Source organism: Pseudomonas sp. ME-P-057 (assembly GCF_030208975.1).
Taxonomy (GTDB): domain Bacteria; phylum Pseudomonadota; class Gammaproteobacteria; order Pseudomonadales; family Pseudomonadaceae; genus Aquipseudomonas; species Aquipseudomonas lutea.
This window is the reverse complement of sequence record NZ_JARVSX010000010.1, coordinates 85,151-110,177: the sequence shown is the minus strand read 5'-3', so window position 1 is coordinate 110,177 and position 25,027 is coordinate 85,151. Positions and strand designations below refer to the sequence as shown.

Genomic DNA, 25,027 nt, shown 5'->3' with positions numbered 1-25,027 from the left:
CAAGGTACGCAGAGGGTCAAGGCAACAGGCGCACCAGCGCGACCTGTGCTTGCACTGGGGCGACATCGAATGAGGAGGCGTTCAGCGGCAGATGATCGTTCCCACGCAGAGCGTGGGAACGGTCAGGGTACGAGCTGAGGCGTTGGTTACAGCACTTTATCCAGCGTGATCGGGAATTCCCGAATCCGCTTGCCCGTGGCGTGGTAGATCGCATTGGCGATGGCTGATGCCACCCCGACGATGCCGATCTCGCCGACGCCTTTGGAGCCAAGGTCGTTGACGATGCTGTCGCTTTCTTCGACAAACAACACGTCGATCTCGCCGATGTCAGCGTTCACCGGGATGTGATACTCCGCCAGGCTGTGGTTCATGAAGCGCCCAAGGTTGTGGTCCGTCTGGGTCTCTTCCTGCAAGGCCTGACCGATGCCCCAAACCACGCCGCCGAGAATCTGGCTGCGCGCGGTTTTGGAGTTGACCACTCGACCCGCGGCCACCGCGTTGACCACGCGGTTGACGCGAACACTGCCCAGGTCCTCATCCACCAGCACTTCGACGAACACCGCCGAGTGAGTGGCTGTTGAATACGCGTCACGCTTCTCGTCAGGCTTGGCGTCGATCTGCACTTCAAGCGTGTCATGGGACGATTCGCGCACGATGTCGGCGTAAGCAAAGCGCTGGTCATCGATGAGCAGGTAACCGTCGCCATATCCCACATCGTCCATGTCCACCACCGCGTATTGCGGGTGGGCCATGCGCACGGCGTCGAGCAGCTTGGCGCGCAAGGCACGGCACGCCTGCTGGACCGCTGTCCCGACAGACGAAACCGTGAAAGACCCGCCCTGCAGCGGCGCTGTCGGCAGCGACGAATCGCCTAGCACGAACGTGATGTCTTCAGGGTTGACGCCGACCGTCTCGGCGGCGATCTGAGTCATGACCGTGTAAGTGCCAGTGCCGATGTCGGTGGTGGCGCTGCTGACGGTGATCTTGCCAGTGCTGTCGATACTGGCCTTGGCGCTGGCCGGCATCTGCATGGCTTCCCACACACCACCGGCCATGCCCCAACCCACAAGCTGACGACCCTGACGCATGCTGCGCGGCTCAGGGTTGCGCTTATTCCATCCAAAACGCTCTGCGCCCTGTTGATAGCAGGCCAACAGCTCCTTGCTGGAGTAAGGCTTGCCTTCGTTGCCATTGCTGGCTGCAAAGTTGGCCACCCGCAGCTGTACCGGGTCGATGCCCGCAGCAACGGCCAGTTCATCCATTGCGCACTCAAGCCCGACCATGCCGGAGGCAGCGCCGGGCGCTCGCATGTCCAACGGCGTGTAGACGTCCAGTGGGGCGAGCTTGTAAGTCAACTGCACGTTATCGCACTGGTAAAGCATGCCGCTCCATTCCACGACATGCTCGGTGAAGTCTTCGAAACGCGATGTCTGGCCAACGACCTCATGAGAGACCGCCACCAATTTGCCGTCCTTCTGAGCGCCAAGGCGCATGTGCTGCAGGGTGTGCGGCCGGTAGCCGAACGTGAACATCTGCTGGCGAGTCAGCGTCAGGCGAACCGAACGCTTGAGCTTGAGCGCCGCCATGACGGCCAGCGGCAGCTGATACTGAGGACGCAACCCGGAACCGAATGCCCCACCGACGAAGGCAGCAAGCACGCGGATCTTGTCCTTCTCCAGACCGAAGACGTTGTGCAGGTAGTCCTGGCAGTTCTGCGTGCCCTGGGTTTTATCGTGAATCTCGAGGCTGCCGTCAGCCTGATAAAACACCGTGGACGCATGCGGCTCCATCGGATTGTGATGCTCGTTCGGCGTGCTGTAGTGCGCATCGACGGACACTGCGGCCTGGGCGAAGGCGCCCTGAAAATCACCGCGCGGCTCCGGCGTTTCGGCCGGAGCTGTGTGTGCGTCGCTTTGGCCAACGCTGAGATCGGTCTGGTGCGGCTGGGTTTCATATTCGATGCGAACCAGCGAGCCAGCGTGGCGTGCCAGCTCAAGACTCTCTGCTACCACCAACGCCAACGGCTGACCGCTGTACAGGACACGTTCGTTGTAGAACGGGCGGAACGGCGAGCCTTCGGCCGCGTCTGCGTCCTGATAGTCTTCGTCGTAGCTGGCGATATGAGGGCGGTTGGTGTGGTCGATGACCGCGATCACGCCCGGAACTGCAAGTGCTTGCGAGGCATCGATGCGCACGATACGACCGCTGGCGATGCTGCTGGAAACCACGCTGCCATGCAGCAGGCCGGCTTCCGGGTACTCGCCGGCATAACGGGCCTGGCCTGTCACTTTCAGTCGTCCATCGACGCGGTCCATGGGTTGCCCGAGTGCGGAGCCCGTTGCCGAAGTAGGTATCTTGGCGTTCATTAAGCATTTCCTCCCAAGGTGGCGTCGCTCAGAGCGCGTACGATTGCGCGACGGGCCAGCTTGATCTTGAAGGCGTTGTGCGCCAGCGGCTGGGCATTGCGCAGCATCGCGTCGGCGGCGGCGACGAAGTTTTCACGAGAGACCGGCTGGCCCTTGAGGGACTGCTCCACGGCCGTATCGCGCCAAGGCTTGTGAGCCACGCCGCCCAGCGCGATGCGCACATCCCGGATCACGTCGCCGTCCAGCTCTACCGCTGCCGCTACCGACACCAATGCGAAGGCATAAGAAGCGCGGTCGCGAATCTTGAGGTAGTGGCTGTGCTGCTGGAAACGCGGTGCGGGCAATTCGACGGCAGTGATCAACTCATCGTCGGCGAGCTGGTTGTCACGTTCCGGCGCATCACCGGGCAAGCGGTGGAAGTCGGCGAACTCGATCACCCGGGCACCGGCACGGCCTTGAACGTGAACCCGTGCTTCAAGCGCTGCCAAGGCAACGCACATGTCAGACGGGTGCGTGGCGACACAAGCGTCGCTTGCACCGAGGATCGCGTGGATGCGGTTCAAACCGTCTTTGGCGGGGCACCCGGTCCCCGGCTCGCGCTTGTTGCACGGCGTGTTGGTATCGTAAAAGTAGTAGCAGCGAGTGCGTTGCAGGAGGTTGCCCCCGGTGCTCGCCATGTTGCGCAGCTGCGGCGAAGCACCGGCCAGAATGGCCTGGGACAGCAGCGGATAGTCACGTTCGATCAGTGGGTGCCACGCCAGATCGGCATTGCTCACCAGCGCGCCGATCATCACGCCGCCGCTGTCCGTGGGACGCACGTCCTTCATCGGCAGGCCCGTGATGTCGATGAGGTGCTCGGGGCGCGCGACGTTTTCCTTCATCAAATCCAGCAGGTTGGTGCCACCGGCGATGAACCGGCTGGTGGGGCCAGTGAGATTGACCGCCTGAGCGATGTCCGAAGGTTTGCTGTAACTAAAAGGATTCATTGGCCGCGCCCTCCTTGATCGGGTGCCGCCGCCATGGAGGGCAGCACTTCGACCACTGCCGCACGGATGTTGTTGTAGGCGCCGCAACGGCACAGGTTGCCGCTCATGAGTTCTTTCACTTCATCATCGGTGCTGGCGCGGCCTTCATTGGCCAGGCCCACCGCCGAGCAGATCTGCCCCGGCGTGCAGTAGCCGCACTGAAACGCGTCGTGCTTGATGAACGCTTGCTGCATCGGGTGCAAGGTATCGCCATCGGCGAGTCCTTCGATCGTGGTCAGCTCTGCGCCGTCACACATGATCGCCAGGGTCAGGCAGGCATTGATGCGCTTGCCGTCGCGCAGCACGGTGCATGCACCGCATTGGCCGTGGTCGCAGCCTTTTTTGGTGCCGACCAGATCCAGCTGCTCACGCAGCATATCCAGCAGGGTGGTCCAGGGCTGCACGTCCACTTGTCGGGTCTGGCCGTTCATCCTCAGAGCGATGGAATGCCCTGCGGTGGCCGCTTGATTGGTTGCACTCATGGAAAGCCTCACGGTAGGTACTCGATCAGCGCAGTGATCTGCGTCTTAAGGGGTACGACTTGTGCGGTTTCGTAAACGTTCAGGGTTTATGACGGGCGTTTTGCCGCAGCGTCGCCATCTTGCTGCCAACGGCGATTCGGACTTTTGCAATTCGACGACAAGCGCCGGGCCCCATCGCCCGGAGCTGCTGGTATGATGCGCGGCTTTTTGCAACTGGCAGAATTTGTGCAAGCCGTTTCGGTGAGCTGTGCTTTGCTGTTTCAGTCGACTACATAAATGACGCGAGGCGTCACCGGGGAGCCTTAAATGCTGGAGCGGTTGTTTCAACTCAGGGCACATAACACCAATGTGCGCACCGAAATTCTGGCCGGGATCACGACCTTTCTCGCGATGGCCTACATCCTGTTCGTGAACCCGAGCATCCTTGGCGAAACCGGCATGGACAAGGGCGCGATTTTCGTTGCGACCTGCCTGGCGGCGGCCATCGGTTCCACCGTAATGGGCCTGATCGCCAACTACCCGATCGCCCTTGCGCCGGGGATGGGCCTGAACGCCTTCTTCACTTACACCGTGGTCCTGCACATGGGCCACACGTGGCAGGTAGCGCTGGGCGCGGTGTTCATCTCGGCGGTGATGTTTTTTCTGCTGTCGATCTTCCGCATCCGCGAATGGATCATCAACAGCATTCCATTGCCGCTGCGCTCGGCCATTGCAGCCGGCATCGGCCTATTTCTGGCGCTGATCGCGCTGCACAACGCAGGCATCGTGGTCAGCAACCCGGCCACCATGGTCGGCCTTGGCGATCTCGCCAAACCGGCGCCAATCCTTGCGGCACTGGGCTTTGCCCTGATCGTTGGTCTGGAGGCCCTGAAAGTGCGCGGCGCCGTACTCATCGGCATTTTGGCGGTGACCATCGTGTCGATTGCCCTGGGCTACTCGCCGTTTGGCGGCGTGATGTCGATGCCACCGTCCCTGGCACCGACCTTCCTTCAACTGGACATCCCGGGCGCGCTGAACATCGGTCTGGTCAGCGTAATTTTCTCGTTCCTGTTTGTGGATCTGTTCGACAACTCCGGCACCTTGATCGGCGTCGCCAAGCGCGCCGGCCTGATGGGCAAGGACGGGCACATGCCTAAAATGGGACGTGCGCTGATCGCTGACAGCACCGCGGCAATGGCCGGTTCCTTGTTGGGCACATCGACCACCACCAGTTACATTGAGTCGGCTGCAGGCGTAAGCGCCGGCGGGCGGACGGGCTTGACCGCCATCGTGGTTGCCGTACTGTTTTTGCTAGCCCTGTTTTTCGCGCCACTGGCAGGCAGTGTCCCGGCCTTTGCCACCGCACCTGCCCTGCTGTTCGTCGCCGTGTTGATGACCTCGGGCCTTGCCGAAATCAACTGGGACGACATCACGGAAGCAGCCCCCGTCGTGATCACCGCGCTGGCCATGCCGTTCACTTATTCAATCGCCAATGGCATCGCTTTTGGCTTCATTTCCTGGACCGTGATCAAGCTGTTGGCGGGTCGCGGCCGCGAGCTGAATCCGGCACTGGTCGTGCTCTCGGTTCTGTTCGTGATCAAGCTGGGCTTTTATCCATGAGTTCTACGTTCGACCCCGCGAGCTACACCGCTCAACTCGATGCGAAGACCGCACGCCTGCGCGAGCTGCTGGCGCCGTTCGAGGCGCCAGAGCCTCACGTCTTCGATTCGCCACGCGAGCATTACCGCCTGCGCGCCGAGTTTCGTTTGTGGCGCGATGACGGCAAGCGCCATTACGCCATGTTCACACCGGGCGATAAGCACACGCCGATCCTGATCAATGATTTCCCTATCGCCAGCGAGCAGATCAACGCGCTGATGCCCGTGCTGCGGGATCGCTGGGAAGCCAGCAAGACGCTCAACCACAAGCTGTTCCAGGTGGACTTCCTGACCACGCTGGCCGGTGACGGGATGATTACCCTGTGCTATCACCGCCCTCTGGATGACGCCTGGCAACGCGAAGCCGAGCAGTTGGCGGCCGATTTGAAGGTCAGCGTGATCGGCCGTTCAAAGGGACAGCGTCTGGTCATCGGTCGGGATTACGTCACCGAAGAGCTTGAAGTCGCCGGGCGGACCTTCCGTTATCGTCAGCCGGAAGGCGCGTTCACCCAGCCCAACGGCACCGTGAACCAGAAAATGCTGACTTGGGCCTACGACGCGCTCGGTGAGCGGGAGGATGATTTGCTCGAGCTGTATTGCGGCAACGGCAACTTCACGCTGCCACTCGCGACGCGGGTGCGCAAGGTGCTGGCCACCGAGATCAGCAAGACTTCGGTGAATGCGGCGCTGAGCAACCTGGCAGACAACGCAGTGGATAATGTCTCATTGGTGCGTCTGTCGGCCGAAGAGCTGACCGAGGCCCTGAATGACGTGCGCCCGTTTCGTCGTCTGGCGGGTATCGATCTGAAGAGCTACGATTTTGGCAGTGTGTTCGTTGACCCACCCCGCGCAGGCATGGACACCGACACCTGCGAACTGACGCGACGCTTTGAGCGCATTGTGTATATCTCCTGCAACCCGGAGACATTGGCCGCCAATATCGCTCAGTTGCACGACACCCACCGGGTCGAACGGTGTGCGCTGTTTGATCAATTCCCCTACACCCATCACATGGAATCAGGTGTGCTGCTGGTTCGTCGCTGACCGTACTGCCCATCAGGAGAACCAAAGGAATGGACACCCTCAGCGCGATGCAAGCGTTCCGCCGGGTGGTGGACAGCGGCGGGTTCAGTGCGGCGGCCCAGCTCACCGGGCAGTCGCACACGGTATTGTCTCGGCAGGTCAAAAACCTCGAACGCCAGTTTGGCACTCAGCTGCTGCACCGAACCACCCGCCGCCTGCAACTGACTGAGGCGGGCGGGCTCTTCTATCGCCATTGCGCGCACATTCTCGAACAGATGGACAGCATGGCGTTGCAGCTGGCCGAGCATCACGAGCAGCCCAGTGGCACTTTGCGCTTGAATGTGGGCACGGCGTTCGGAGAACTTGAATTGGGGCGCTGGCTGGCAGGATTTGTCGAACTCTACCCACATCTGAATATTGAACTGACCTGCACGGATCAACTTGTGGATTTACTCGAGGAAGGCGTCGATCTGTGCCTGCGCGTGACGGATTATCTGCCCGACTCCAGCCTGGTGGCTCGGCGACTCAGTTTGAGTGAAGTCATCCTGGTGGCAGCACCCGCCTATCTAAAGCGTCAGGTGTCGGCGCTGAAGCCTGAAACGCTGAGCCAGCATCCGCTTCTGGTCTACAACCGCCTGACCCAGCCAAACCTGCTGCAGTTGACAGGTCCGGATGCTCAGCAGCTTGAGATAAACATGCCGGCCCGGCTCAGCGCCAACTCGCCCATGGCGCTTCGAGCCGCCGCGATTGCGGGGTTGGGGATCGCCAGCTTCGACCGCTTCATTGTCCACGATGCTCTGGCGGACGGCCGCCTGACGCACGTGCTGCCGCAATGGACGCAACGTTCGCGCTCGTTGTACGCACTGTATCCGCAGAGTCGGTATGTAACGCCCAAAGTGCGAGTCTTTCTGGATTACGCCCAGCAATATTACGCCGTGCCCCAGTGGGTAAGCTGATCACGCTTCAAGAAGAAGCCTGTGCCGTTATTGCACAGGTCATGCTTGATTGATGCCGTATATGTGCACCGTTTCACGCCCTAACATCGCCCACTATTCCAAACCATAGAGGGCTCCACCATGAAACACCTGAAGAAAATGACCAGCGCAAGTCTCGCCTTGTTGGTGATCGCAACAGCGGCTATTGCCGCAAATAATGTGCCCGACTCGGTGGTCTCACTGCCCGTCGCTCAGTTGAAGTGGCAAGAGGTTCCAGGAACTCAAGGCGCCGTGGGTTATGCCAATACCGAAGGCGACATTCTGAGCAAAGGCAAAGGCTTCTACTCCGCCTTCGTGACCTTCAAGGCCGGTACCGACAATGGTCTGCACCTCCACAGCCAGGCACTCCCCACCGTTGTGATGGCAGGTACTTTCTATGCGGTCATCGACGGCAAGCGGACCGAGTATCCGGCAGGCTCTTTTTATAATCTGCCTGCCAGGCGAGTCCATGAAAGCGGCTGCGCAGCGGGCGAAGATTGTCTGTTGTTCCAGTACCAGGACAACAATTTCGATCTGGTTCCAGTGAAAGGTTAACGGTAAAGGCTCGGCAGCCGACGGTCTTCGGTTGCCGTTTGCACGTCGCTACTCCATTAAAGTTCTGACAGCTACAGGCATACACACGCTTACCGGTGTATAACAGTCAGCCGTCTTTTACTGCGATGGATGCCCCGCCTTGAGTTCCGAACCGCCCGCTTCATCTTCCGAATCGTCTGCCAAAAGCGCCCTGCGTCTGCCCGGCTTTTTCGCGTTTCTGACCGCGCGTCTCGCGGCTGTATTTGCCATGCAGATTCAAGCGGTCGTCGTCGCCTGGCAGGTCTACGACATGACCCGCAGCCCGATCTCGCTCGCCTATGTCGGCCTGGCGCAGTTCATTCCGATGCTGCTGCTGTTGATGCCCGCTGGCGACCTTATTGACCGTTATGATCGCAAGCTGATCCTGACCATCAGTTGGTCGGTTCAGGCGGTGTGCAGCCTGATGCTGATGCTGTTTTCGGTCACGCACCATCAGGACACTCGACTGATTTACGCCACTTTGGCGCTGTTCGGCTGCGCACGAGCCTTCACAGGTCCCGCATTGCAGAGCCTGCTGCCACAGGTGGTGCCCCGTGAAAAACTCGCCTCGGCGATTGCCACCAATAGCATGATCATGCGCATCGCTACCATCGCCGGGCCTCTGGTCGGCGGCGGTTTATATGCTGCTGGTGGCGGCGGGCTCACCTACTCGGTGTGCATGGCCAGCTTTATCGCCGGCGTGTTGTTGCTCATCCGTGTGCCGGTGCTTTATGCCGGCAAGAAGCAGATCCTGGAATCAACAGCCTGGAAGCGGTTCACCGCAGGCATCGCCTTTATTCGCTCGCGGCCGATCATCCTCGGGACCATTTCGCTTGACCTGTTCGCCGTGCTGCTCGGCGGCGTGGTAGCGCTATTGCCCATCTACGCTCATGAAGTGTTGCACCTCGGTCCGCAGGGGCTGGGTGCGCTGCGCAGTGCCATGAGCCTCGGCGAGGTCACCACCGGTCTGTACCTGAGTTTTCGACCTTTTGACCGGCATGTCGGCATGGTCATGTTCATTGCCGTTGCGGTCTTTGGAGTGGCCAATCTGGTGTTCGCGCTGTCGACGCTGTTCTGGCTGTCGCTGCTGGCGTTGATGATCGCCGGTGCGGCGGACATGGTCAGCGTCTATATCCGCTCCACGCTGGTGCAGTTTTCGACGCCGGACGACATGCGCGGACGGGTGAATGCGGTGAACATGCTGTTCATCGGCTCGTCCAACGAACTGGGCGAGTTTCGCGCCGGCAGCAGCGCCGCGCTCTGGGGCGCCGTTCCTGCGGCGATCATCGGCGGGCTATGTACCTTGGGGGTTGTGGGTGCATGGATGGTCGGCTTCAAAGCGTTGCGTCAGGTCAACCACTTCGCCGACGCCTCGCCAGCCGAAACCACCGAGAGGCAGACTGCTCGGGTCTGAGGAAGGCGGGCCCAGAGGGCTCGCACGTGAGGCGGGCGCATTGGAATGCGCCCAGTCGCGCGCCCTACTCCACTTTCTCCTGAACCGAGGGATACCTCGACGACGAGTACCTCACCACCAGGATTGAAAACGCCAGCAACAGTACGCCGCCACAGACGTAAATGATGCCCATGTCCGGCGCCTTGTGATGCGAGACGTCGCTTATCAGCAAACGGATAAGTGCCGTGACCCCGATGTAGAGCAGGAACCGCAGGGGCATGTGGTTGGTTTTGAAATAGATGCCGACCATCGCACCCAATTCCAGGTAGATGAACAGCAGCAGGATGTCATCCACGGCGATGTACTCCTGCCCAAGCATGCCGATAAATGCCTTTATCGCTGCATACGCAGTGACCGCGCCGATGCCGAACAGAGCCAGATAATGAAACGCCTCAACCGCAAGGTTACCCAGGCTGTTGGCGCCGCCATGGAGCTTAGCCCGCATCCGGTCTGCCCACTTCACGCTGCCCATCGCGCGCCTCCCGTCCATAAGCCAGAACTGTTGGTGAAGCGACGCCTTGCGGCGCACCCGCATGCCAAAAAGCGCTGACGTTGAGCCGAGCCAGTTTTCACGACGTAATTCCTTGAGCAGTTCAGATGAAGCGTAGGGCGCGCACGTGACATCCGCTCGCGCGCGGCTCGACAGTAGCTAGCATTAATAGGGCCATTAGCCCGCGCTGGGAACGTGACCGGATGTCGCAACCGGATGATCGGCAAAAAGTGAAGGCGGCCCCTACCCAAGCTCTAATGATTCACCTATGCTGCGCACTGTATAAATAGACAGTAAAAAGACAGCGCGTGCTGTCTGGCATCACCTTTCGGCCATGTGCGCCAACCGCGCGAGCTGATCCCTAACAACTCTGGAAATGACGACGAGGCCGACAATGGCTGTTGAAACCCTTTACCGCAGTACCCGTGATTTGGAGACTACGTTCGTGGACCGCAAACTCGCCGATGCCCATGATCAGATGCTGGAACTGGCAGAACTGCTTACCGACGTGTTGATGAAGAATGTTGCCGGTCTTACCGAAAAACACGCCGAAGATGCCAGTATCTTCATGGCCAAAAACCGCGCGGTTTTCGCTGCGGCTTTCAAGAACAACGCCTTGGCCCTCAATGAGCTGACACCCACGGAGCAAGAGGCAGAGTAATCGCACGGCTTGAGATTGCGGGGCAAGACGCTGCGGTTCATTCCTGATCGAGTAGCCGCTCTGCCAGCGCATCTGCGACGCGCGCGGGGGAGCGCTTTTCAGCCTGGGCATGGGCAAATACTTCAGTCAGCCGAGTGCCGATCTGCGAGAGATGTGCGGTGATCGTTCCGTCAGTTGCCCCCTGGTGCTGAAGCGCCACATAGATGAGGCCTCCAGAGTTGATGACATAGTCCGGGGCGTACAGAATGCCGCGCGCTTCCAGTTGATCGGCAATGGCGGCACAGCTGAGCTGGTTATTCGCGCCACCCGCGACAGCAGCGCAACGCAACTTGGCAACGCTGTGACTGTTCAGGACCCCGCCCAGCCCGCAGGGCGCGAGAATGTCGCAGGGTGTGCTGAGCAACGCTTCACTGGCAATCGGTTTAGCACCGAATTGCTCCATGGCGAGCTGGACTTTGCCGCTGTCCAGATCTGCAACCAAGAGCTCGGCGCCCGCCGCATGCAGTTGTTCAGCCAGCGCATATCCTACATGCCCCAAGCCCTGTATCGCTACCCGCAAGCCTTCCAGGTTATCGCTTCCCAGCCGGGCCATCGCAGTGGTGCGAATCCCCGTATATAAACCCAGCGCGGTGTGTGCCGAGGGGTCGCCCACCGCGGTGGTGCTGGTGACGTGTCGAGTGCATTGCGCAATGCAATCCATATCCTCCCTCGATGTACCGCTGTCCATGGCCGTGATGTACCGGCCGTCCAGGCTTTCGACAAAACGCCCGAAGGCCTCAAACAAGGCAGCCCTGTCCGGTACATGAGCCGGACGCATGATCACTGCCGTCCCTCCGCCCAGAGATAACCCCGCAAGGACAGCCTTGTAGCTCATGTTCCTGGCCAGTTGAATGGCGTCCTCTACAGCGCTCTCTTCAGTTGGATAGGATAGGTAGCGACAGCCGCCGAGCGCTGGGCCTTTTCGGCTGCTGTGGATCGCGATCACCGCCTTCAAGCCGGTACCGGGCTCGACCATCATGTGCAGTGATTGCACGCGTGAGCTTTGCATGAGAGCGAACATGGGCACTGCTCCCTTTTTCGTACTGGCGAGTATAGGCGCTGGATGAAAAAAGGAAGGCACCTGCCGCGGCATCCTGACGAGGGACAGTTACTGGGCCCCGGCGACGAATCATCGCTGGACGAAGGCGCCAGTCAGGGGATAAAACAGAGCCATTGGTTAAGTTTTCGCGTCGCCCGATACCGCCGGAGAAGTCGATGAGTCCGCGCCAGCAATGCCTTGCCTATCTGCAGCAGAATCCGCCGTCCACGTTTGAAGCGGCCTTGTGGATTGCGGCAGAACACGATGAACAGGTTGATTTCCAGGCCTTCCACGACCAACTGGCCACGCTGGAGCGCAGCATCGGCGCTGCGCTTCCCATGCTGCCGGCGACTGAACTCGCTCAGCCTTTGCTGCGGCAACTGGCGGCACTGGGTTTCCAACAGGACGATGCCGCTCAACCCAAGCCTCAAGCGGCGATGCTTCACAAGATCATTGAGCGGCGTCGAGGTCAGCCGCTGGGGCTGGCATTGGTTGCACTGCACATTGCCAAGCGTCTCGATATTCCACTTGAAGGGGTTAATTTCCCTGGGCACTTTCTGCTGCGTGTGCCACGTGCCGATCATTCGCTTGACCCCTGCGGCGGGCGCAGGCTGTACCCAAAGGACTGCCGGGAGTTGCTGCTGCGTCAATTCGGCCCGAACGTGCCATTGATGGCCGAGCACATGACAACCGCAACCCCTGCGGCAATGCTTCAACGCTTGTCGCGAAACCTGCGCTATTTGCACCAGTTAAACGACGACTTGATCGCGGCACTCAAGGATGCAACGCGGGTGATGGAACTGGGTCAGGCCAACACCAGCGATTATCTCGCTCGCGCCAGCCTGTACCAGCATCTGGATTGCCCGCAGGCCGAACGCTTCGATCTGGAGCATGCATTAATGTTGAGTGAAGATCCGGTGCAGAAACTGCGCCTGACGCAGCGTTTACAGTCGCTGCCTAGCGGGCGCGCTATTCATTAACCGGTCTGGGCGGCCAGTTTTTTCACTGCCCACTGGCCGACCTTTACAATCAGCGTCTTATCATGGGTAACGACTGTCTTGACGCCGGCGCCTCCCATTAGTGTTCCATAGACTGCGGCCCCAAAAAACCAGGACGCGGTCGCGCGGTCGCCGTCGTGATAGGCGAGCAAACCCCGTTGCATATCGATGGTCAGGTGAAGCCCCGTCCATGCGAGGGCTGCGCCGGGGAACGGCATCAGCAGCGCGGCCCCGAGCAGCCTTACAATAGAATAAGTCTTTTCAATCCAGCGCTCCGTCTTACTCCTGGTCTGGGCATCGACATCGGCAACGATCCGACTGATCTGTTCGTCGTAAAGATCGTGGATGTCCGTGACCCGATCGGTGTTCTGATGCTCCAGGTTTTCAATAGTAATCCACCGCCCCGGGAGGTTGCGGTCCATTGCATCAAAGAGAGACCCGACAGTGGGTTGTCCCTTGTACGGAACACGAAGGTAGTAATAGCGGCGCATGTCAGGCGAACGCAAGAGTTCCACATAGTTAGTCAGTTTTCTGAAACTGACGCCGTCCGGAGCGTCGGGCGTATATAACAGATTGAAGTCGCCATCCGGGGTGCTGAAATTGCGAAGCATATACACCCCTTGAACGATGTAACCGCCCAAGCGGAACATGGCTGCACTACTGCGCTTGGTACGGTCCTGCAATCCTTTGTTTTGCTCCAGCACCTGTTTATCCAGCGAAACAATCAGCTGTACCAGCCATTGGTACTGCGCGGTGGATAGATGACCTTTTAAAAACTCCCGCATTGCTGCCAAGCGCATATCGAACTGTAGACGCCTGCCGAACAATGCTCGGCGATAGCCGTACTGCTCGTGAGACGAGTTCAGGAATTCCTGCTCGATCCACTGGATGTAACGCTCACCCAACGCCGCCTCACGCAACGCCTTGTCCACTCGTTGGACAAAGTACAAGGGCAGTGCCTTCAAGTCCTGCCCCACCGAGGAGTACATAGGTACCTTAGGATCGAACGCGTACTGATCCGAGAACCCTTCCATGAACAGGCTGGTCAAGGACCTGAGCCGGGAGTACTGGGTGAAGTCCGGGGTCGCGACGTAATCGGCGTTGTCCAGATCCACGAAGATCGTATCGGTATCGACTTGCTCGCCGATGCCTTCGCCACGGATGTAATCATTAAGCAGCTTGCTGCCTTCGCGCCTGGCAAATTGTTCAAAAGACACGATCGCCTGGGTGGTGTGTACAAAGGCCTTATTCAATTCACTGACCCGATGCTCAAGCAACGCAAGGGCGCCACGATTCGCATAGGCGGTTTCCATGGTGAACCCTACAAGGGCGGCTTCATCACGCGTCAGGGCCCGCTCGACCTTATGGCTAACAGCATCTGAGAGGCGCTCTTCGAAGTTGTCGCCGTCCAGCTCGTGGAACACCACACTGGACTCACTCCATAACGTGCCCTTGCGACGCACTTTTTCCAGGAAGTCGGAATGGTCAGGCTCAGCGGTTATGGCGGTTTGGTCCAGCAAATAGCGGGCGCCCGCATCGGTCGCCAGCCAGCGGCCGACTTCAATGGACAACTGGCGCCATGAGTTGAATCCAAACAGGTCCCGGCCGCCGGGCGCACCGGGTGCATAGAGCGCGTAATGATCGTCGCCTGCCGCATCCCGGCTACGGAATACCAGAATATCTTTGAAGCGTACGCCATTGACGGCCAGTTTCAGGCTCCCCAGGGTCATCACCACATCGTCTTGGACAATGTCCGCGCGCACACTATGAATCAGATCCAGGCTTCGCTCGCCCACCAGGTGTCCTTGCAGCAAAGCAGCCATGGTGCTAAGGGCCAGAGCAGCGTCCCGCCTATGGGTCAGGGCGCGCAGGGTCCGCTCATGGGTTAGCCGCCCTCTAAGCTGCTGTCGGTAGCGGCGCTGGACATCCAGTTCATTGAGCATTGTCTTCACAAAACCGAATGTGAACGCAGGGTTCGCATGTACCGCAGGGAGAATCACCTCGCCGTCGCCTGAAACTGTGGGCAGGCCGAGCATAGCGAACTCAATCAGTGATTTGCGGTTTTGGATCGAGAACGCACCGCTTTGGATATCGAATTCGTCCGACAAGCGGATCATCACCTGCTGCACGTCAACCGAGTAACCCAGATGCTTGCGCACATAGCGGCCAATCTCATTACGGGCAAATACCTCCAGCGATTCCAGCCCGTCCATCAGGGCATCAACGGCCTGCTTGCGCTCGGTGTATTGGCGATCGAGCTTCGCATAGAGCTCGCGATCCGCAGGCTCTGCGTATTTCAGCCATTGCGGCTGAGCAAGGTCCTCGGCACGTACAGAAAGGCTCTTGAATCGATGCCCCATCGCCTCATCGACATGAGCACACACCTGCACTTCACTGACCTTTTTCAAAAAAGCCGGGTAGCTGTCGCTGCTCGCTTTGGCCTGTTGCACCAGAAAATCGAAATCCCTGGCCTGTTTGTTACGAAGGCCCGCCACATGGCAGTGCAGCATTGGCTCTACACAAGGCTCGTAATCGAGGTCATCGTTGCCGACGACGTGGTTTTCAGGCAACCGCGCCAAGTCCGATAAACACAGGGTTTTCAGCAACGGGTCTTGGCCCGATGTGCCGGACAGTCGCCGAGCCAATTGGCTGTTGAGTTCAGAAAAGGACTCATACCGTTCAACCCCGCCTGCGGCCATGAGCAGATAGCATGGGCCGGACGTATGACGCGCATCTGCAGCATTCTCGTCCTGTGTGACCGCGAAGACCGAAAGCAGTGGTGCTGTCATTTCACCCGGCAGGCGCAGGGATATCTTGAAAAGCCCGCCAGTGGGTTGATGGCTGAGTACGTGTACGAGGCGGTTTTTCTCCTCCTTGTTGAGTCGTTGCTCAGTGAATTGAAACTCGATGTCGTGATTGAGTGCCGATTGATGATGCCTGCTGATGACTTGGTGGCGGGCTGCACTTTTCCCTTCAGCCGGTGACGTCTCATGGCTATCCCATGCCAAGGCGAGCGCCCCGTGATAGGCCCCGGGAAACTTGGCCAGGACCTGACTAAAAACACTCTTGATCGTGATGAAGTCTTTTTCTGCCACCCGATGCTGCGCCTCGGCGCTCTCGTGGTGGTAATACAAAGCCTGGATTTTCGGATCGAACGCTTTAGCTCCCAACGTCATTGCCTGAATTAGTGCATCAGTAAGCGAGCACGAACCTTGCGCCGTTTGGGGCGCGGATGGACCGTTCAGAAAAATAATGTCCGGGTTCCACACCGGTACACGCCCGCGCAGGAAACCTGAAAGGCGGTCGAACGCGACGTCCCGAAGCGAAGGGAGGTTTTCCAGTACCGAGGTGCATTGCGAGCAGGCGGTCGTAAAGGCGAGAAGGTGCTGAGTAGCGGTGTGCTGTTGAGCAGCACCTGTACTGTTGGAGTGAATTACAGCAGATAGATCATTCATGGATACAGCTCCGATTAGGAACGGCCACGCCCACCAGCATCCAGCCGATGAGTACAACGTAAACCATTCGAGAGCTCCATTTCAGACCTTTGCTGAGCATCGAAAGCGGTACATATTGCTTGGCTGACGATGTTGAACCGACGCGGTTTGCAGGAAATAAACCTAGTGGAAGGCCGCCGAGAGTCTTGTCCTACTGTTGCGATGTCAGTAAGAGCCGGGATGGAATCGAATTGCTTTCGTCATCCGGGGGTCCCACGTTGGGTGCACTTTGATTTGAACAAATGTCGCCGTATTTAGCGGACACGATTGCAGCGGCTGTTTTTTAGAATTTCTACGCCGATTGTTTCGGTAGATGTAGAAGCTCAGAGAAATCCCACAGCATATTAAGCAACATTCCTACTCAAACTTCTGCTTAAACATTAGTCATCACAGTGAGGTGAGAACACCCCACCCTGATAACTCAATGAATGATTAATGGAGCTTCACGATGCTTACAAAAAAAATGATTACGCTGACCCTGGCGGCATGCCTTACGTCGCTCGCCGGTGCGGCAACTGCGCAACCTGCAGCAAATACCTTCAACTTCTGCACGAAAAAGTCCGGGGCAATTTCGTCGGGTCACGTAGGGGCACAGCAAGAAAAGGTGATCTACGGGCCGTATAAGGTGACGTGCGGGACTACTTCCCATCATTTCAACGTGAAAGGTGCGTCAGGACAAGTCCCCGTTATCGTCCAGCAGTTGAAAAACGGCGGCTGGGCTTCCATCACTGCAGCGACGTACGACCCTTCAGGCCGTTTCGGAGCCGGCATATTTCGGCTGGTAATCGATAACCGACAGAGCAACACGTCAGTCAGCTATACCGGGGCCTTTGTCGTTCCCATGTAATAACCAAGCGCCTGGGGCTAGCCGGATATGGCCCCAGACGTTATCCCTCGTTTAGGCGCGGATATTGACCAATGACCGCTCGCGAGGACGCTTCATATATTCCTCCAACGCCATCACCACAGACAAAGAAGTTTTTAGCTCAACCAGGGCGCCTCGAGCATGCTCATTGCCGTCTCTGATGGATTCCTGCAACTGACTAAGCTGCTTGCTGAAAAACTCATATACATTAACCTCCTTACCCATGTTGATTTCATTCCCCATCGAGTCGAACTCGACATCAATGCTCGACATGGCACCAATAAGATCCCCATCTATTATCCCTCGCTCGGCAAGCAGAACGCCCAGTTCCATCAGCTCTTTGTTGCTGGTCCTGCGCGGGTCAAATCCGCTCAGGCTGATGTTCAGCCCCTCCAGTTTTTTGATGCCTGGAATGTTCTCGTCCGCCCAGTACTGACGCACCTTCTGCTTGACCGCTTCCTCCTCGGGGCTGAGGCCGGACCTGACTTTGAATTGCTGGTCCGGTATGGCTACATAAACGCTTAACCGCTCCTGGACCTTACTCAAATTGCCAATCATGAAACCTCCTGAAATTCGCTTGTTCTCAGGAGGTGTCGGGTAATCGAAGGCTGGGTTTAGGCTGAAAAGCCAAAGACGGGATCATTGCCTTATTTAGAGACCCGTCCTACATCGCCGCAAATAATGCTCCTACAAAAAAGGCCAAATCGATCTCTCGAGTTGGCCTTTGTATATTCGAACGACTGATCAGCCGAACCTCTGCAGATTCGCCATCATCTCTTTAAGAGCTTCGGCGCTGTCCGCCGGATGCGCGGCGTTGCTGAAGTCACTGATGGATGCCCATTGCGCCGCGACATCTTGCGGTGAGAAGCCTGCATGGGGGTCAAAGCCGGCACCCAGGCTACGCTCCCAGCGGACCTTGCCCATCCAGCCGCCACCCACTTCATACAACCCGCCGCTGTCAGGGCACTGCTCGCTGCCCAAAAAAACCACCAGCGGGCTGACCAACTCAGGCTTCAGCAGATCGAACACGCTGGCCGGGATCAAGCCTTCGGTCATACGGGTCCCGCCGGTCGGAGCGATGGCGTTGACCAGAATGTTGTTCTTGCGCCCTTCAATGGCGAGCGTGCGCGTCAACCCGTAGAGGCCAAGCTTGGCCATGCCGTAGTTGGCCTGACCGAAATTGCCGTAGATGCCAGACGTGGACGACGTGAAGATGATGCGTCCGTAGTTCTGTGCTCGCAGATGGTGCCAGGCAGCGCGGGTGACCTTGTAGGCGCCTTCGACGTGAACGCGGTAAACCAGGTCCCAGTCGGTGTCTTCCATTTTGGCGAAGCTTTTGTCACGCAGGATGCCTGCGTTGTTGACCACTACGTCCACCCGGCCATAGGTGTCGAGCGCATTCTGAACGATCTTGTCGCCATCGGTGACCGAGTCGTGATTGGCGACTGCTTCGCCGCGCTCATCGCGGATTTCCGCGACCACTCGATCCGCCGCCGAGGCATTGGCACCTTCGCCGTGGGCCGAACCGCCGAGGTCGTTTACGATCACGCGCGCGCCGTGTCGCGCAAACAGCAAGGCATGCGCGCGGCCAAGACCGCCGCCCGCACCGGTGACGATCACTACCTTGCCTTCGAAATCCATGGACTCACTCATGTCGCTCCCCCTGATGATGATGCCGGCTCTATCCTGGGTCCTGAGCCCGTCAGGCGTCAGTACCAGCATAAGCGGGCGAACTGTCAGCGAGTGTCAACGACTCGCTGTCAGGTCACAATCAATAGGGGGCGCGCTGAATAATGGCCGATAACGCCCAAGGATGGATGAGCCCGTACTCACGCCGGTAATGGGTCGTCGCAACTGGCCACGGCAAGAGCATCAAGCGGCCACGTCACGAGGCAGCATTAACCAGGCATCAGCCGTTCAGGTGCTTGATGAACTCGGCAAGCCAAGGCTCGGCATCGCTTTCAGGCGTGACGGTTTCGCTGGCATCCAGACGCAGCATCTCCTGCACCTCGCGTATACCCAGTTCGCCGAACAGCTCACGCATCAATTCTCCGCCCGCACAAAAGGTATCGCCGTAACTCGCATCGCCCAATGCGATCACTCCACCGGGCAGCCCACGCCAGTCAGCGGGCAGGGCATCACGGATCTGATGGTAGAGCGGCTGGATGTTGTCCGGCAGCTCGCCCATTCCGGTCGTTGAACTCACCGCCAGAAGAGCGCCTGGCGCAAACGCCTGCAACTCGGCAAGCGTGGCGCGCGGGTTGAACAACACCTCATACCCTGCATTTTTAATGATCTGTTGCGCATGTCGAGCCACTTCTTCCGCCGCGCCGTAGACCGAGCCTGCAATAATCGCGACCTTCATTGTTCATCCTGTGACGTAAGAATTTCAGAGCATTATGCCGCAGCAGGGTCCCGAATTTCGCGTTGCGATTTTGTGAATCACCCGTCTGGCAGCAATCGGGGACCGCCAGCGAACTGCTACCAGAAATGATTTTCAACGATAGCAGTGAGCACCTGTCCAATCTCCATCAGTCAGGCTCCTTCCATGCCGGCTTCGCTCGTTCGGCGACGACGTTATGCAGGCCGGCGCAAAGGGGTCGAGTTATGCAGCAAAGTGGCGCAAGCTCGGCTGGAGATGCTAATCCTGAAGGGGTAACATTCAGCAACTGACGAGCGGTCGCAACCAAACTGCGAACGATCTGTCTGCTTTCTCAATAACCGGTTAATCGAGCCTGGCCATGCAGCGCGACAATCTCCTCACGCCTGATGAACTGGAGTTCATCCAGAAGATGCAGCACAACCCCACGCTGAATTTGCGGGACAAATCCAGCAGTCTGGTGGTGAATGGCGGCGTGCAGATCCAGGATCTGCTCACTCGCCTCGCGGCGCATGAGCAAGTCACGATCCAGGCTCAGTTCGACAATCAGCAAATGACCTTTCCCCTCCACTTGGTGGAAGACGAATTTCATGCGCTGCACCTGGAGTTGGGCGCACCGAGCATCTTCGAAGAAGGCCCGCGGATTCGCCCCTGGCGCCTGACCCTGCCCGAGCCGGTGCCGCTTGAAACCGACAAAGGCTCACCGACGGCGCTGTGGGTTCATGAGATTTCCTTCAAGGGCATTCTGCTGGAGATACGCAAGCAAACCAAACCGCCAAAGTCCTTTGCTGCCTTTTTCACGCCGTTGGGCGACGCTCCCATCGCACTGCGCGGTACCTTTGAGCGCTTGACCCAACATGGGCTTGCCGCGTATCGCCTGAGTCAGAACAGCAAGGAAGATACGGAGCGCCTGCGCCAGTACATCCTTCAAGAGCACCGCAAGATTCATCCTTCTATGCACCTCTGAGACTACTGGCCCCACCGGGCTCCAACGCCTTTCGCAGCCCGCCGACAAACACCTCTGGCTTTATCGCAAGATTCAGGAATAATCCTTGCTTGCTTTTTCCAGCGAAGCTGACGCAGTGCCACCACCCCGGCGCAGTGTCACGTGGTTTCCCTACCCGGGAAGCTCACTTGTTTATCGGAGATACACAATGTCTACCTCTCCCGTCACGCTGATGGTTGCCCGTCGCGTCGCCCATGGCCGCTACCAGGAATTGATCGCCTGGCTGCACGAAGGCGAACAACTTGCCACTGACTTCCCCGGCTATCTCGGCTCAGGCGTGCTTGCACCGCCGCCAGGGGATGACGAATTCCAGATTATTTTCCGCTTTGCAGACGAGGCCACCATGCACGCCTGGGAGCATTCTGCATCCCGACGCTCCTGGCTGGTGCGCGGCAGCGGTCTGTTTGCCAAAGACTCGGTGCACCGCGTCAGCGGTATCGACGGCTGGTTTGGTGCCGCAGGCCAGCGCCCGCCCCGGTGGAAGCAGGCGGTCGCCATCTGGCTGGCCTTTTTCCCGGTGTCGCTGATCTTCAACTTCGTACTGGGTCCGCTGCTTGGCCAACTGGAGCTCTTGCCGCGCATCATGATCAGCACACTCATCCTCACTCCGCTGATGGTGTTCTGGTTCATCCCGCTGTCGACCCATCTGCTGGCAGGGTGGCTGCAGAGCAATGCGCCCGCTCAGGTCAACGGTACGGAATCAGCGTCCACTCGCTGAAACGCAGTAGCGGCCTCGCGCGAAGTGGCCTGCCGCGTGCGGCGCTCAGCGTTCCGGGCATCGCCCCTGACAAAACATGTACAGCCATCTCCCGGTTGTACAAGAAGCGGCCGTTGGGTTAACTTGGCTTACGGTCTACCCTGACGGCGACTTCATGGCAGTTAATGCAACGATCTCCGCGCCCCGACCGACCTCCCCTCCCTGTTTTTTTGATGCGTGACAATCATGGCCTGCTCCCCTGCTCCTGTCCTGATAACTGGCGCCAGCCAGCGCGTCGGCCTGTATTGCGCCGAGCGCCTTTTGGCGGAGGGCCAGCCCGTCATCATCACGTACCGCAGCGACCGCCCAGGTGTGCGACAGCTCGAAGACCTCGGCGCAGTCGTCCTGCAGGCGGACTTCTCCTGCGAGGCCAGCGTGCTGGATTTCATTGCACGCCTGAAAGATCGTACAGACTGCCTCAGGGCGATCGTTCACAACGCATCAGACTGGCTGGCCGAGAGCACGCATGACGAGGCGGATGTGTTCACGCGCATGTTCAGCGTCCATATGCTGGCGCCTTATCTGATCAACCTCCATTGCGCCGATTTGCTGCGGCGATGCGAGAAAGCCGACATTGTTCACATCAGCGACGACGTCACCCGCAAAGGCAGCAGCAAGCATGTCGCCTACAGCGCCAGCAAAGCGGGGCTGGAAAACCTGACGCTGTCCTTCGCAGCAAAGTTTGCCCCCCATATCAAGGTCAACGGCATCGCCCCGGCCATGCTGATGTTCCAACCCGACGACGATGCAGCCTATCGCCTGCGCACGCTGGATAAATCGGCCCTCGGAATCGAGCCTGGTGCCGAGGTGATTTACCAGAGCGTGCGCTACCTGCTGGATAACCCCTACGTCACCGGCACCACGCTGACCTTAAACGGCGGACGGCACCTAAAGTAAGTCGCCCCGAGGAATCATTGATGACCCTGTCACTGCCACAGCATTACCGTGAAATCCTCGTCGGCCTGGGTGAAGATCCTGAACGCGAAGGGTTGCTGGATACACCCAAGCGCGCAGCCAAGGCCATGCAGTATCTTTGTCATGGCTACGAGCAAACCCTGGAAGAGATCGTCAACGGTGCACTGTTTGCATCCGAGAGCGACGAGATGGTCATCGTCAAGGATATCGAGTTGTACTCGCTGTGCGAGCATCACCTGCTGCCCTTCATCGGCAAGGCCCACGTTGCCTATATCCCCACCGGAAAGGTCCTGGGGCTGTCGAAGATCGCCCGCATCGTCGACATGTTCGCGCGGCGCCTGCAAATTCAGGAAAACCTGACGCGACAGATCGCCGATGCCATCCAGGATGTCACCAAGGCAGCAGGCGTGGCGGTGGTGATCGAGGCCCAGCACATGTGCATGATGATGCGCGGTGTTGAAAAGCAGAACTCGACCATGAACACTTCGGTGATGCTCGGCGCCTTCCGCGAGTCGACCACCACCCGAATGGAATTTTTGCAATTGATCGGACGGAGCAAGTAGTCCATGGCAAGACTCGAACCCGGCACGGCACGCATCAGGGTCAAAGACCTGTGCCTGCGTACGTTTATCGGCATCAACGAGGACGAAATCCTCAACAAGCAAGATGTACTGATCAATCTGACGATCCAGTACGCGGCCCAGGAAGCGGTGCGCGACAACGATATCGACCATGCGCTTAATTACCGCACCATCACTAAGGCGATCATCCAGCACGTGGAAAACAATCGCTTTGCCTTGCTCGAGCGCCTGACGCAGGAGGTGCTTGACCTTGTGATGAGCCATGAAGCGGTTCAGTACGCCGAGGTCGAGGTGGATAAGCCTCACGCGCTGCGTTTCGCCGAATCGGTGTCGATCACGCTCGCGGCGGCGCGCTGAGCCTTCGCGCCGTCACCCTGGCGCGCTTGCCCACCCCTACTGCCGCTTTTATCATTCGTCCCACGTTATTCATCTACAGAGCCCGCCATGACCGAGCAACAACGTCTTGAACTTGAAGCCGCCGCTTTCCGCCGTCTGGTAGCGCACCTGGACAGCCGCAAGGACGTGCAGAACATCGATCTGATGAACCTCTCCGGTTTTTGTCGCAACTGCCTGTCCAAGTGGTACAAGGCCGCCGCTGACGAGAAGCACATCGAGATCACACTTGATGACGCCCGCGAAGTGGTTTACGGCATGCCTTACAGCGAGTGGAAATCCACCTACCAGAAAGAAGCCAGCCCGGAGCAACAGGCCGCTTTCGCCAAGGAACCGAAGCATGAATGACCTGAGCGCACTGCGTGCCAGCCTTGCCAGCGGCAATCACCTTTTTGCCGACACGCTCGCGTTTGTGGCCGCGCATTACGATTACCAGCCTCAGGCCTTCAGCAACGGGCCGGTGGAAAACGCAGCGGGTCAGAACGAAGGCTCTTGCAAGACACTTGGCATGGCACTGCTGGAAGGCCTGAGCGATGAGGAAGCGCTGCTGGCGTTTGGCGAACATTATCGTGCCGTGCTCGCAACCCCCGAGGGGTCGGACCATGGAAACATTCGGGCGTTGATCGCTAACGGACTGGCAGGCGTGCAATTCTCGGCCGAGCCTCTCAAGCGTAAGGTCTGATTGCCCTGCCCTACAAAAGCGCGCTTGCAGGACATAAAAAAACCGGCTCAATAAGCCGGTTTTTTTTGTGCCTGAATGCCTGATCAGAACGAGACGTTGGCCAAGCCGTCCAGGTAGCGCTCAACGTCCAGTGCAGCCATGCAGCCTGCACCTGCCGAGGTGATGGCTTGACGGTAGACGTGATCTGCAACATCCCCGGCGGCAAATACACCGTCAACGCTGGTAGCCGTCGCGTTACCTTCTCGGCCGCCTTGAACAACCATGTAGCCGTCCTTGAGCGCCAGCTGGCCCTCGAATAGCGACGTGTTCGGCGTATGGCCAATGGCAATAAATACGCCGTCGACCTTCACTTCGTCATAGCTGCCGTCGTTGTTTTTCAGACGCGCACCGGTCACGCCCATGGTGTCGCCCAGAACTTCGTCGAGAGTAGAATTGAGCTTGAGCTCGATCTTGCCTTCGGCCACGCGCGCATGCAGCTTGTCGATGAGGATTTTCTCGGCGCGGAAGGTCTCGCGACGGTGAATCAGAGTCACCTTGCTGGCGATATTGGCGAGGTACAGCGCTTCCTCGACGGCCGTGTTGCCGCCACCGACAACGGCGACCGGCTTGTTGCGATAGAAGAAACCGTCGCAGGTTGCGCAGGCCGAAACGCCTTTACCCATGAACGCTTCTTCGGAAGGCAGGCCGAGGTAACGAGCGCTTGCCCCGGTAGCGATGATCAGCGCGTCGCAGGTGTAGGTCGCATTGTCGCCTTTCAGGCTGAACGGCTTGCCGGCCAGGTCCACAGCGTTGATGTGGTCGAAAACGATCTCTGTCTCGAAGCGCTCCGCGTGTTCGCGCATCCGCTCCATCAGTGCCGGGCCTGTGAGGCCATGGGGGTCGCCCGGCCAGTTGTCGACTTCGGTGGTGGTCGTCAGCTGACCACCTGCCTGCATCCCGGTGATCAACAGCGGCTTGAGGTTGGCGCGAGCGGCGTAGACCGCAGCGCTGTAACCGGCTGGGCCGGAGCCAAGGATAATCACTCGCGAATGACGTACATCAGACATGACACACTCCTATTGACCGGCCATCGTTACGTGTGGTCGGAGTCACTTGAACTGAACCGGCGTACCGGTTGGAAGGGTTGGCTTGGCGGGGCCACCCGTGTAAGGCACCCGCTCATCCTGAAAATGCACTCGCAACGTGAGACACGAT

General features: G+C 58.8%; 25 protein-coding genes. 15 read left to right on the top strand and 10 right to left on the bottom strand.

What is annotated here, in order from left to right:
- Window positions 1-146: 146 nt before the first annotated feature.
- Genes QRN48_RS04240 through QRN48_RS04230 form a run of 3 tightly spaced genes read right to left on the bottom strand, consistent with a single transcriptional unit; the run spans window position 147 to window position 3,873 of the window.
- Window positions 147-2,366 (bottom strand): xanthine dehydrogenase family protein molybdopterin-binding subunit, encoded by a 2,220-nt coding sequence (locus tag QRN48_RS04240; protein ID WP_285349068.1) that lies wholly within the window; start codon window positions 2,364-2,366, stop codon window positions 147-149.
- On the bottom strand, window positions 2,366-3,352 hold the full coding sequence (locus QRN48_RS04235) for an FAD binding domain-containing protein (RefSeq protein ID WP_285349067.1): 987 nt from the start codon (window positions 3,350-3,352) through the stop codon (window positions 2,366-2,368). The genes QRN48_RS04240 and QRN48_RS04235 overlap by 1 nt, the downstream gene beginning before the upstream one ends.
- On the bottom strand, window positions 3,349-3,873 hold the full coding sequence (locus tag QRN48_RS04230) for a (2Fe-2S)-binding protein (protein WP_285349065.1): 525 nt from the start codon (window positions 3,871-3,873) through the stop codon (window positions 3,349-3,351). The genes QRN48_RS04235 and QRN48_RS04230 overlap by 4 nt, the downstream gene beginning before the upstream one ends.
- Before the next feature lie 306 nt (window positions 3,874-4,179).
- Here QRN48_RS04230 and QRN48_RS04225 point away from each other — a divergent pair, with 306 nt between their 5' ends.
- From QRN48_RS04225 to QRN48_RS04205, 5 genes are all read left to right on the top strand, one after another.
- The gene (locus QRN48_RS04225) at window positions 4,180-5,472 is read left to right on the top strand and encodes an NCS2 family permease (RefSeq protein ID WP_191945820.1); all 1,293 of its coding nucleotides are present in this window, start codon (window positions 4,180-4,182) and stop codon (window positions 5,470-5,472) included.
- Window positions 5,469-6,554: a tRNA (uridine(54)-C5)-methyltransferase TrmA gene (trmA, locus tag QRN48_RS04220; protein WP_285349063.1), complete on the top strand. Its 1,086-nt coding sequence runs from the start codon at window positions 5,469-5,471 to the stop codon at window positions 6,552-6,554. Before QRN48_RS04225 ends, trmA begins: the two co-directional genes overlap by 4 nt.
- Before the next feature lie 29 nt (window positions 6,555-6,583).
- Window positions 6,584-7,489, top strand: coding sequence for a LysR family transcriptional regulator (locus QRN48_RS04215; RefSeq protein ID WP_285349062.1), 906 nt, complete (start codon window positions 6,584-6,586; stop codon window positions 7,487-7,489).
- Window positions 7,490-7,609: 120 nt separating this feature from the next.
- Complete coding sequence (locus QRN48_RS04210) at window positions 7,610-8,062, top strand: cupin domain-containing protein (protein WP_285349061.1); 453 nt, start codon at window positions 7,610-7,612, stop codon at window positions 8,060-8,062.
- 139 nt (window positions 8,063-8,201) lie between these two features.
- Window positions 8,202-9,494 (top strand): MFS transporter, encoded by a 1,293-nt coding sequence (locus QRN48_RS04205; protein WP_285349060.1) that lies wholly within the window; start codon window positions 8,202-8,204, stop codon window positions 9,492-9,494.
- A 64-nt stretch (window positions 9,495-9,558) separates the two neighbouring features.
- Here the strand turns inward: QRN48_RS04205 and QRN48_RS04200 are convergent, their stop codons facing one another.
- Entirely contained in the window at window positions 9,559-10,005 is a 447-nt protein-coding gene (locus QRN48_RS04200) for a phosphate-starvation-inducible protein PsiE (protein WP_037018408.1), read from the bottom strand.
- 412 nt (window positions 10,006-10,417) lie between these two features.
- On the opposite strand from QRN48_RS04200, the gene QRN48_RS04195 reads away from it, so the two are divergent.
- Window positions 10,418-10,684: a YebG family protein gene (locus QRN48_RS04195; protein ID WP_037018406.1), complete on the top strand. Its 267-nt coding sequence runs from the start codon at window positions 10,418-10,420 to the stop codon at window positions 10,682-10,684.
- Between the two features lie 37 nt (window positions 10,685-10,721).
- Here QRN48_RS04195 and QRN48_RS04190 read toward each other — a convergent pair whose 3' ends face one another.
- Entirely contained in the window at window positions 10,722-11,744 is a 1,023-nt protein-coding gene (locus tag QRN48_RS04190; RefSeq protein ID WP_037018403.1) for a Glu/Leu/Phe/Val dehydrogenase family protein, read from the bottom strand.
- A gap of 194 nt (window positions 11,745-11,938) precedes the next feature.
- On the opposite strand from QRN48_RS04190, the gene QRN48_RS04185 reads away from it, so the two are divergent.
- On the top strand, window positions 11,939-12,742 hold the full coding sequence (locus QRN48_RS04185) for a SirB1 family protein (RefSeq protein ID WP_285349057.1): 804 nt from the start codon (window positions 11,939-11,941) through the stop codon (window positions 12,740-12,742).
- Here QRN48_RS04185 and QRN48_RS04180 read toward each other — a convergent pair.
- Window positions 12,739-16,215, bottom strand: a complete 3,477-nt coding sequence (locus QRN48_RS04180; RefSeq protein ID WP_285349055.1) for a dermonecrotic toxin domain-containing protein — start codon at window positions 16,213-16,215, stop codon at window positions 12,739-12,741. The genes QRN48_RS04185 and QRN48_RS04180 overlap by 4 nt on opposite strands.
- 487 nt (window positions 16,216-16,702) lie before the next feature.
- On the opposite strand from QRN48_RS04180, the gene QRN48_RS04175 reads away from it, so the two are divergent.
- A complete protein-coding gene (locus tag QRN48_RS04175) occupies window positions 16,703-17,101 on the top strand; it encodes a hypothetical protein (protein ID WP_191945828.1) in 399 nt (132 codons plus the stop codon).
- A 51-nt stretch (window positions 17,102-17,152) separates the two neighbouring features.
- Here QRN48_RS04175 and QRN48_RS04170 read toward each other — a convergent pair whose 3' ends face one another.
- The 3 genes from QRN48_RS04170 to QRN48_RS04160 all read right to left on the bottom strand — a co-directional run bounded on the left by QRN48_RS04170 (window position 17,153) and on the right by QRN48_RS04160 (window position 19,484).
- Window positions 17,153-17,677 (bottom strand): hypothetical protein, encoded by a 525-nt coding sequence (locus tag QRN48_RS04170; RefSeq protein WP_191945829.1) that lies wholly within the window; start codon window positions 17,675-17,677, stop codon window positions 17,153-17,155.
- A 186-nt stretch (window positions 17,678-17,863) separates the two neighbouring features.
- On the bottom strand, window positions 17,864-18,772 hold the full coding sequence (locus QRN48_RS04165) for an SDR family oxidoreductase (RefSeq protein ID WP_285349054.1): 909 nt from the start codon (window positions 18,770-18,772) through the stop codon (window positions 17,864-17,866).
- Between the two features lie 256 nt (window positions 18,773-19,028).
- On the bottom strand, window positions 19,029-19,484 hold the full coding sequence (locus QRN48_RS04160; RefSeq protein WP_191945831.1) for a flavodoxin: 456 nt from the start codon (window positions 19,482-19,484) through the stop codon (window positions 19,029-19,031).
- 376 nt (window positions 19,485-19,860) lie between these two features.
- On the opposite strand from QRN48_RS04160, the gene QRN48_RS04155 reads away from it, so the two are divergent.
- The 7 genes from QRN48_RS04155 to QRN48_RS04125 all read left to right on the top strand — a co-directional run bounded on the left by QRN48_RS04155 (window position 19,861) and on the right by QRN48_RS04125 (window position 23,833).
- The gene (locus QRN48_RS04155) at window positions 19,861-20,466 is read left to right on the top strand and encodes a hypothetical protein (RefSeq protein ID WP_191945832.1); all 606 of its coding nucleotides are present in this window, start codon (window positions 19,861-19,863) and stop codon (window positions 20,464-20,466) included.
- A gap of 187 nt (window positions 20,467-20,653) precedes the next feature.
- Window positions 20,654-21,223 carry an antibiotic biosynthesis monooxygenase gene (locus QRN48_RS04150; RefSeq protein ID WP_285349052.1) on the top strand — a complete coding sequence of 190 codons (570 nt, stop codon included), beginning with the start codon at window positions 20,654-20,656 and terminating at the stop codon, window positions 21,221-21,223.
- 225 nt (window positions 21,224-21,448) lie between these two features.
- Window positions 21,449-22,159: a dihydromonapterin reductase gene (folM, locus tag QRN48_RS04145; protein ID WP_037018380.1), complete on the top strand. Its 711-nt coding sequence runs from the start codon at window positions 21,449-21,451 to the stop codon at window positions 22,157-22,159.
- A 20-nt stretch (window positions 22,160-22,179) separates the two neighbouring features.
- The gene (folE, locus tag QRN48_RS04140) at window positions 22,180-22,740 is read left to right on the top strand and encodes a GTP cyclohydrolase I FolE (RefSeq protein ID WP_037018378.1); all 561 of its coding nucleotides are present in this window, start codon (window positions 22,180-22,182) and stop codon (window positions 22,738-22,740) included.
- A 3-nt stretch (window positions 22,741-22,743) separates the two neighbouring features.
- On the top strand, window positions 22,744-23,115 hold the full coding sequence (gene folX / locus QRN48_RS04135; RefSeq protein ID WP_191945833.1) for a dihydroneopterin triphosphate 2'-epimerase: 372 nt from the start codon (window positions 22,744-22,746) through the stop codon (window positions 23,113-23,115).
- A gap of 87 nt (window positions 23,116-23,202) precedes the next feature.
- Window positions 23,203-23,499 (top strand): DUF1244 domain-containing protein, encoded by a 297-nt coding sequence (locus tag QRN48_RS04130; RefSeq protein ID WP_191945834.1) that lies wholly within the window; start codon window positions 23,203-23,205, stop codon window positions 23,497-23,499.
- A complete protein-coding gene (locus tag QRN48_RS04125) occupies window positions 23,492-23,833 on the top strand; it encodes a HopJ type III effector protein (RefSeq protein WP_191945835.1) in 342 nt (113 codons plus the stop codon). The genes QRN48_RS04130 and QRN48_RS04125 overlap by 8 nt, the downstream gene beginning before the upstream one ends.
- 83 nt (window positions 23,834-23,916) lie before the next feature.
- Here the strand turns inward: QRN48_RS04125 and trxB are convergent, their stop codons facing one another.
- Entirely contained in the window at window positions 23,917-24,879 is a 963-nt protein-coding gene (gene trxB, locus QRN48_RS04120; RefSeq protein ID WP_037018368.1) for a thioredoxin-disulfide reductase, read from the bottom strand.
- Between the last annotated feature and the right edge of the window lie 148 nt (window positions 24,880-25,027).

Bases quoted from the DNA above. Each gene is read 5' to 3' on its own strand.
- QRN48_RS04185 (WP_285349057.1), top strand. From the start codon at position 11,939: ATGAGTCCGCGCCAGCAATGCCTTGCCTATCTGCAGCAGAATCCGCCG.
- trmA (WP_285349063.1), top strand. From the start codon at position 5,469: ATGAGTTCTACGTTCGACCCCGCGAGCTACACCGCTCAACTCGATGCG.
- trxB (WP_037018368.1), bottom strand. From the start codon at position 24,879: ATGTCTGATGTACGTCATTCGCGAGTGATTATCCTTGGCTCCGGCCCA.
- QRN48_RS04155 (WP_191945832.1), top strand. From the start codon at position 19,861: ATGCAGCGCGACAATCTCCTCACGCCTGATGAACTGGAGTTCATCCAG.
- QRN48_RS04230 (WP_285349065.1), bottom strand. From the start codon at position 3,873: ATGAGTGCAACCAATCAAGCGGCCACCGCAGGGCATTCCATCGCTCTG.
- QRN48_RS04195 (WP_037018406.1), top strand. From the start codon at position 10,418: ATGGCTGTTGAAACCCTTTACCGCAGTACCCGTGATTTGGAGACTACG.
- QRN48_RS04130 (WP_191945834.1), top strand. From the start codon at position 23,203: ATGACCGAGCAACAACGTCTTGAACTTGAAGCCGCCGCTTTCCGCCGT.
- QRN48_RS04190 (WP_037018403.1), bottom strand. From the start codon at position 11,744: ATGTTCGCTCTCATGCAAAGCTCACGCGTGCAATCACTGCACATGATG.
- QRN48_RS04210 (WP_285349061.1), top strand. From the start codon at position 7,610: ATGAAACACCTGAAGAAAATGACCAGCGCAAGTCTCGCCTTGTTGGTG.
- QRN48_RS04180 (WP_285349055.1), bottom strand. From the start codon at position 16,215: ATGAATGATCTATCTGCTGTAATTCACTCCAACAGTACAGGTGCTGCT.
- QRN48_RS04160 (WP_191945831.1), bottom strand. From the start codon at position 19,484: ATGAAGGTCGCGATTATTGCAGGCTCGGTCTACGGCGCGGCGGAAGAA.
- QRN48_RS04235 (WP_285349067.1), bottom strand. From the start codon at position 3,352: ATGAATCCTTTTAGTTACAGCAAACCTTCGGACATCGCTCAGGCGGTC.
- folE (WP_037018378.1), top strand. From the start codon at position 22,180: ATGACCCTGTCACTGCCACAGCATTACCGTGAAATCCTCGTCGGCCTG.
- folM (WP_037018380.1), top strand. From the start codon at position 21,449: ATGGCCTGCTCCCCTGCTCCTGTCCTGATAACTGGCGCCAGCCAGCGC.
- QRN48_RS04240 (WP_285349068.1), bottom strand. From the start codon at position 2,366: ATGAACGCCAAGATACCTACTTCGGCAACGGGCTCCGCACTCGGGCAA.
- QRN48_RS04175 (WP_191945828.1), top strand. From the start codon at position 16,703: ATGCTTACAAAAAAAATGATTACGCTGACCCTGGCGGCATGCCTTACG.
- QRN48_RS04170 (WP_191945829.1), bottom strand. From the start codon at position 17,677: ATGATTGGCAATTTGAGTAAGGTCCAGGAGCGGTTAAGCGTTTATGTA.
- QRN48_RS04165 (WP_285349054.1), bottom strand. From the start codon at position 18,772: ATGAGTGAGTCCATGGATTTCGAAGGCAAGGTAGTGATCGTCACCGGT.
- QRN48_RS04200 (WP_037018408.1), bottom strand. From the start codon at position 10,005: ATGGGCAGCGTGAAGTGGGCAGACCGGATGCGGGCTAAGCTCCATGGC.
- QRN48_RS04215 (WP_285349062.1), top strand. From the start codon at position 6,584: ATGGACACCCTCAGCGCGATGCAAGCGTTCCGCCGGGTGGTGGACAGC.
- QRN48_RS04150 (WP_285349052.1), top strand. From the start codon at position 20,654: ATGTCTACCTCTCCCGTCACGCTGATGGTTGCCCGTCGCGTCGCCCAT.
- folX (WP_191945833.1), top strand. From the start codon at position 22,744: ATGGCAAGACTCGAACCCGGCACGGCACGCATCAGGGTCAAAGACCTG.
- QRN48_RS04125 (WP_191945835.1), top strand. From the start codon at position 23,492: ATGAATGACCTGAGCGCACTGCGTGCCAGCCTTGCCAGCGGCAATCAC.
- QRN48_RS04225 (WP_191945820.1), top strand. From the start codon at position 4,180: ATGCTGGAGCGGTTGTTTCAACTCAGGGCACATAACACCAATGTGCGC.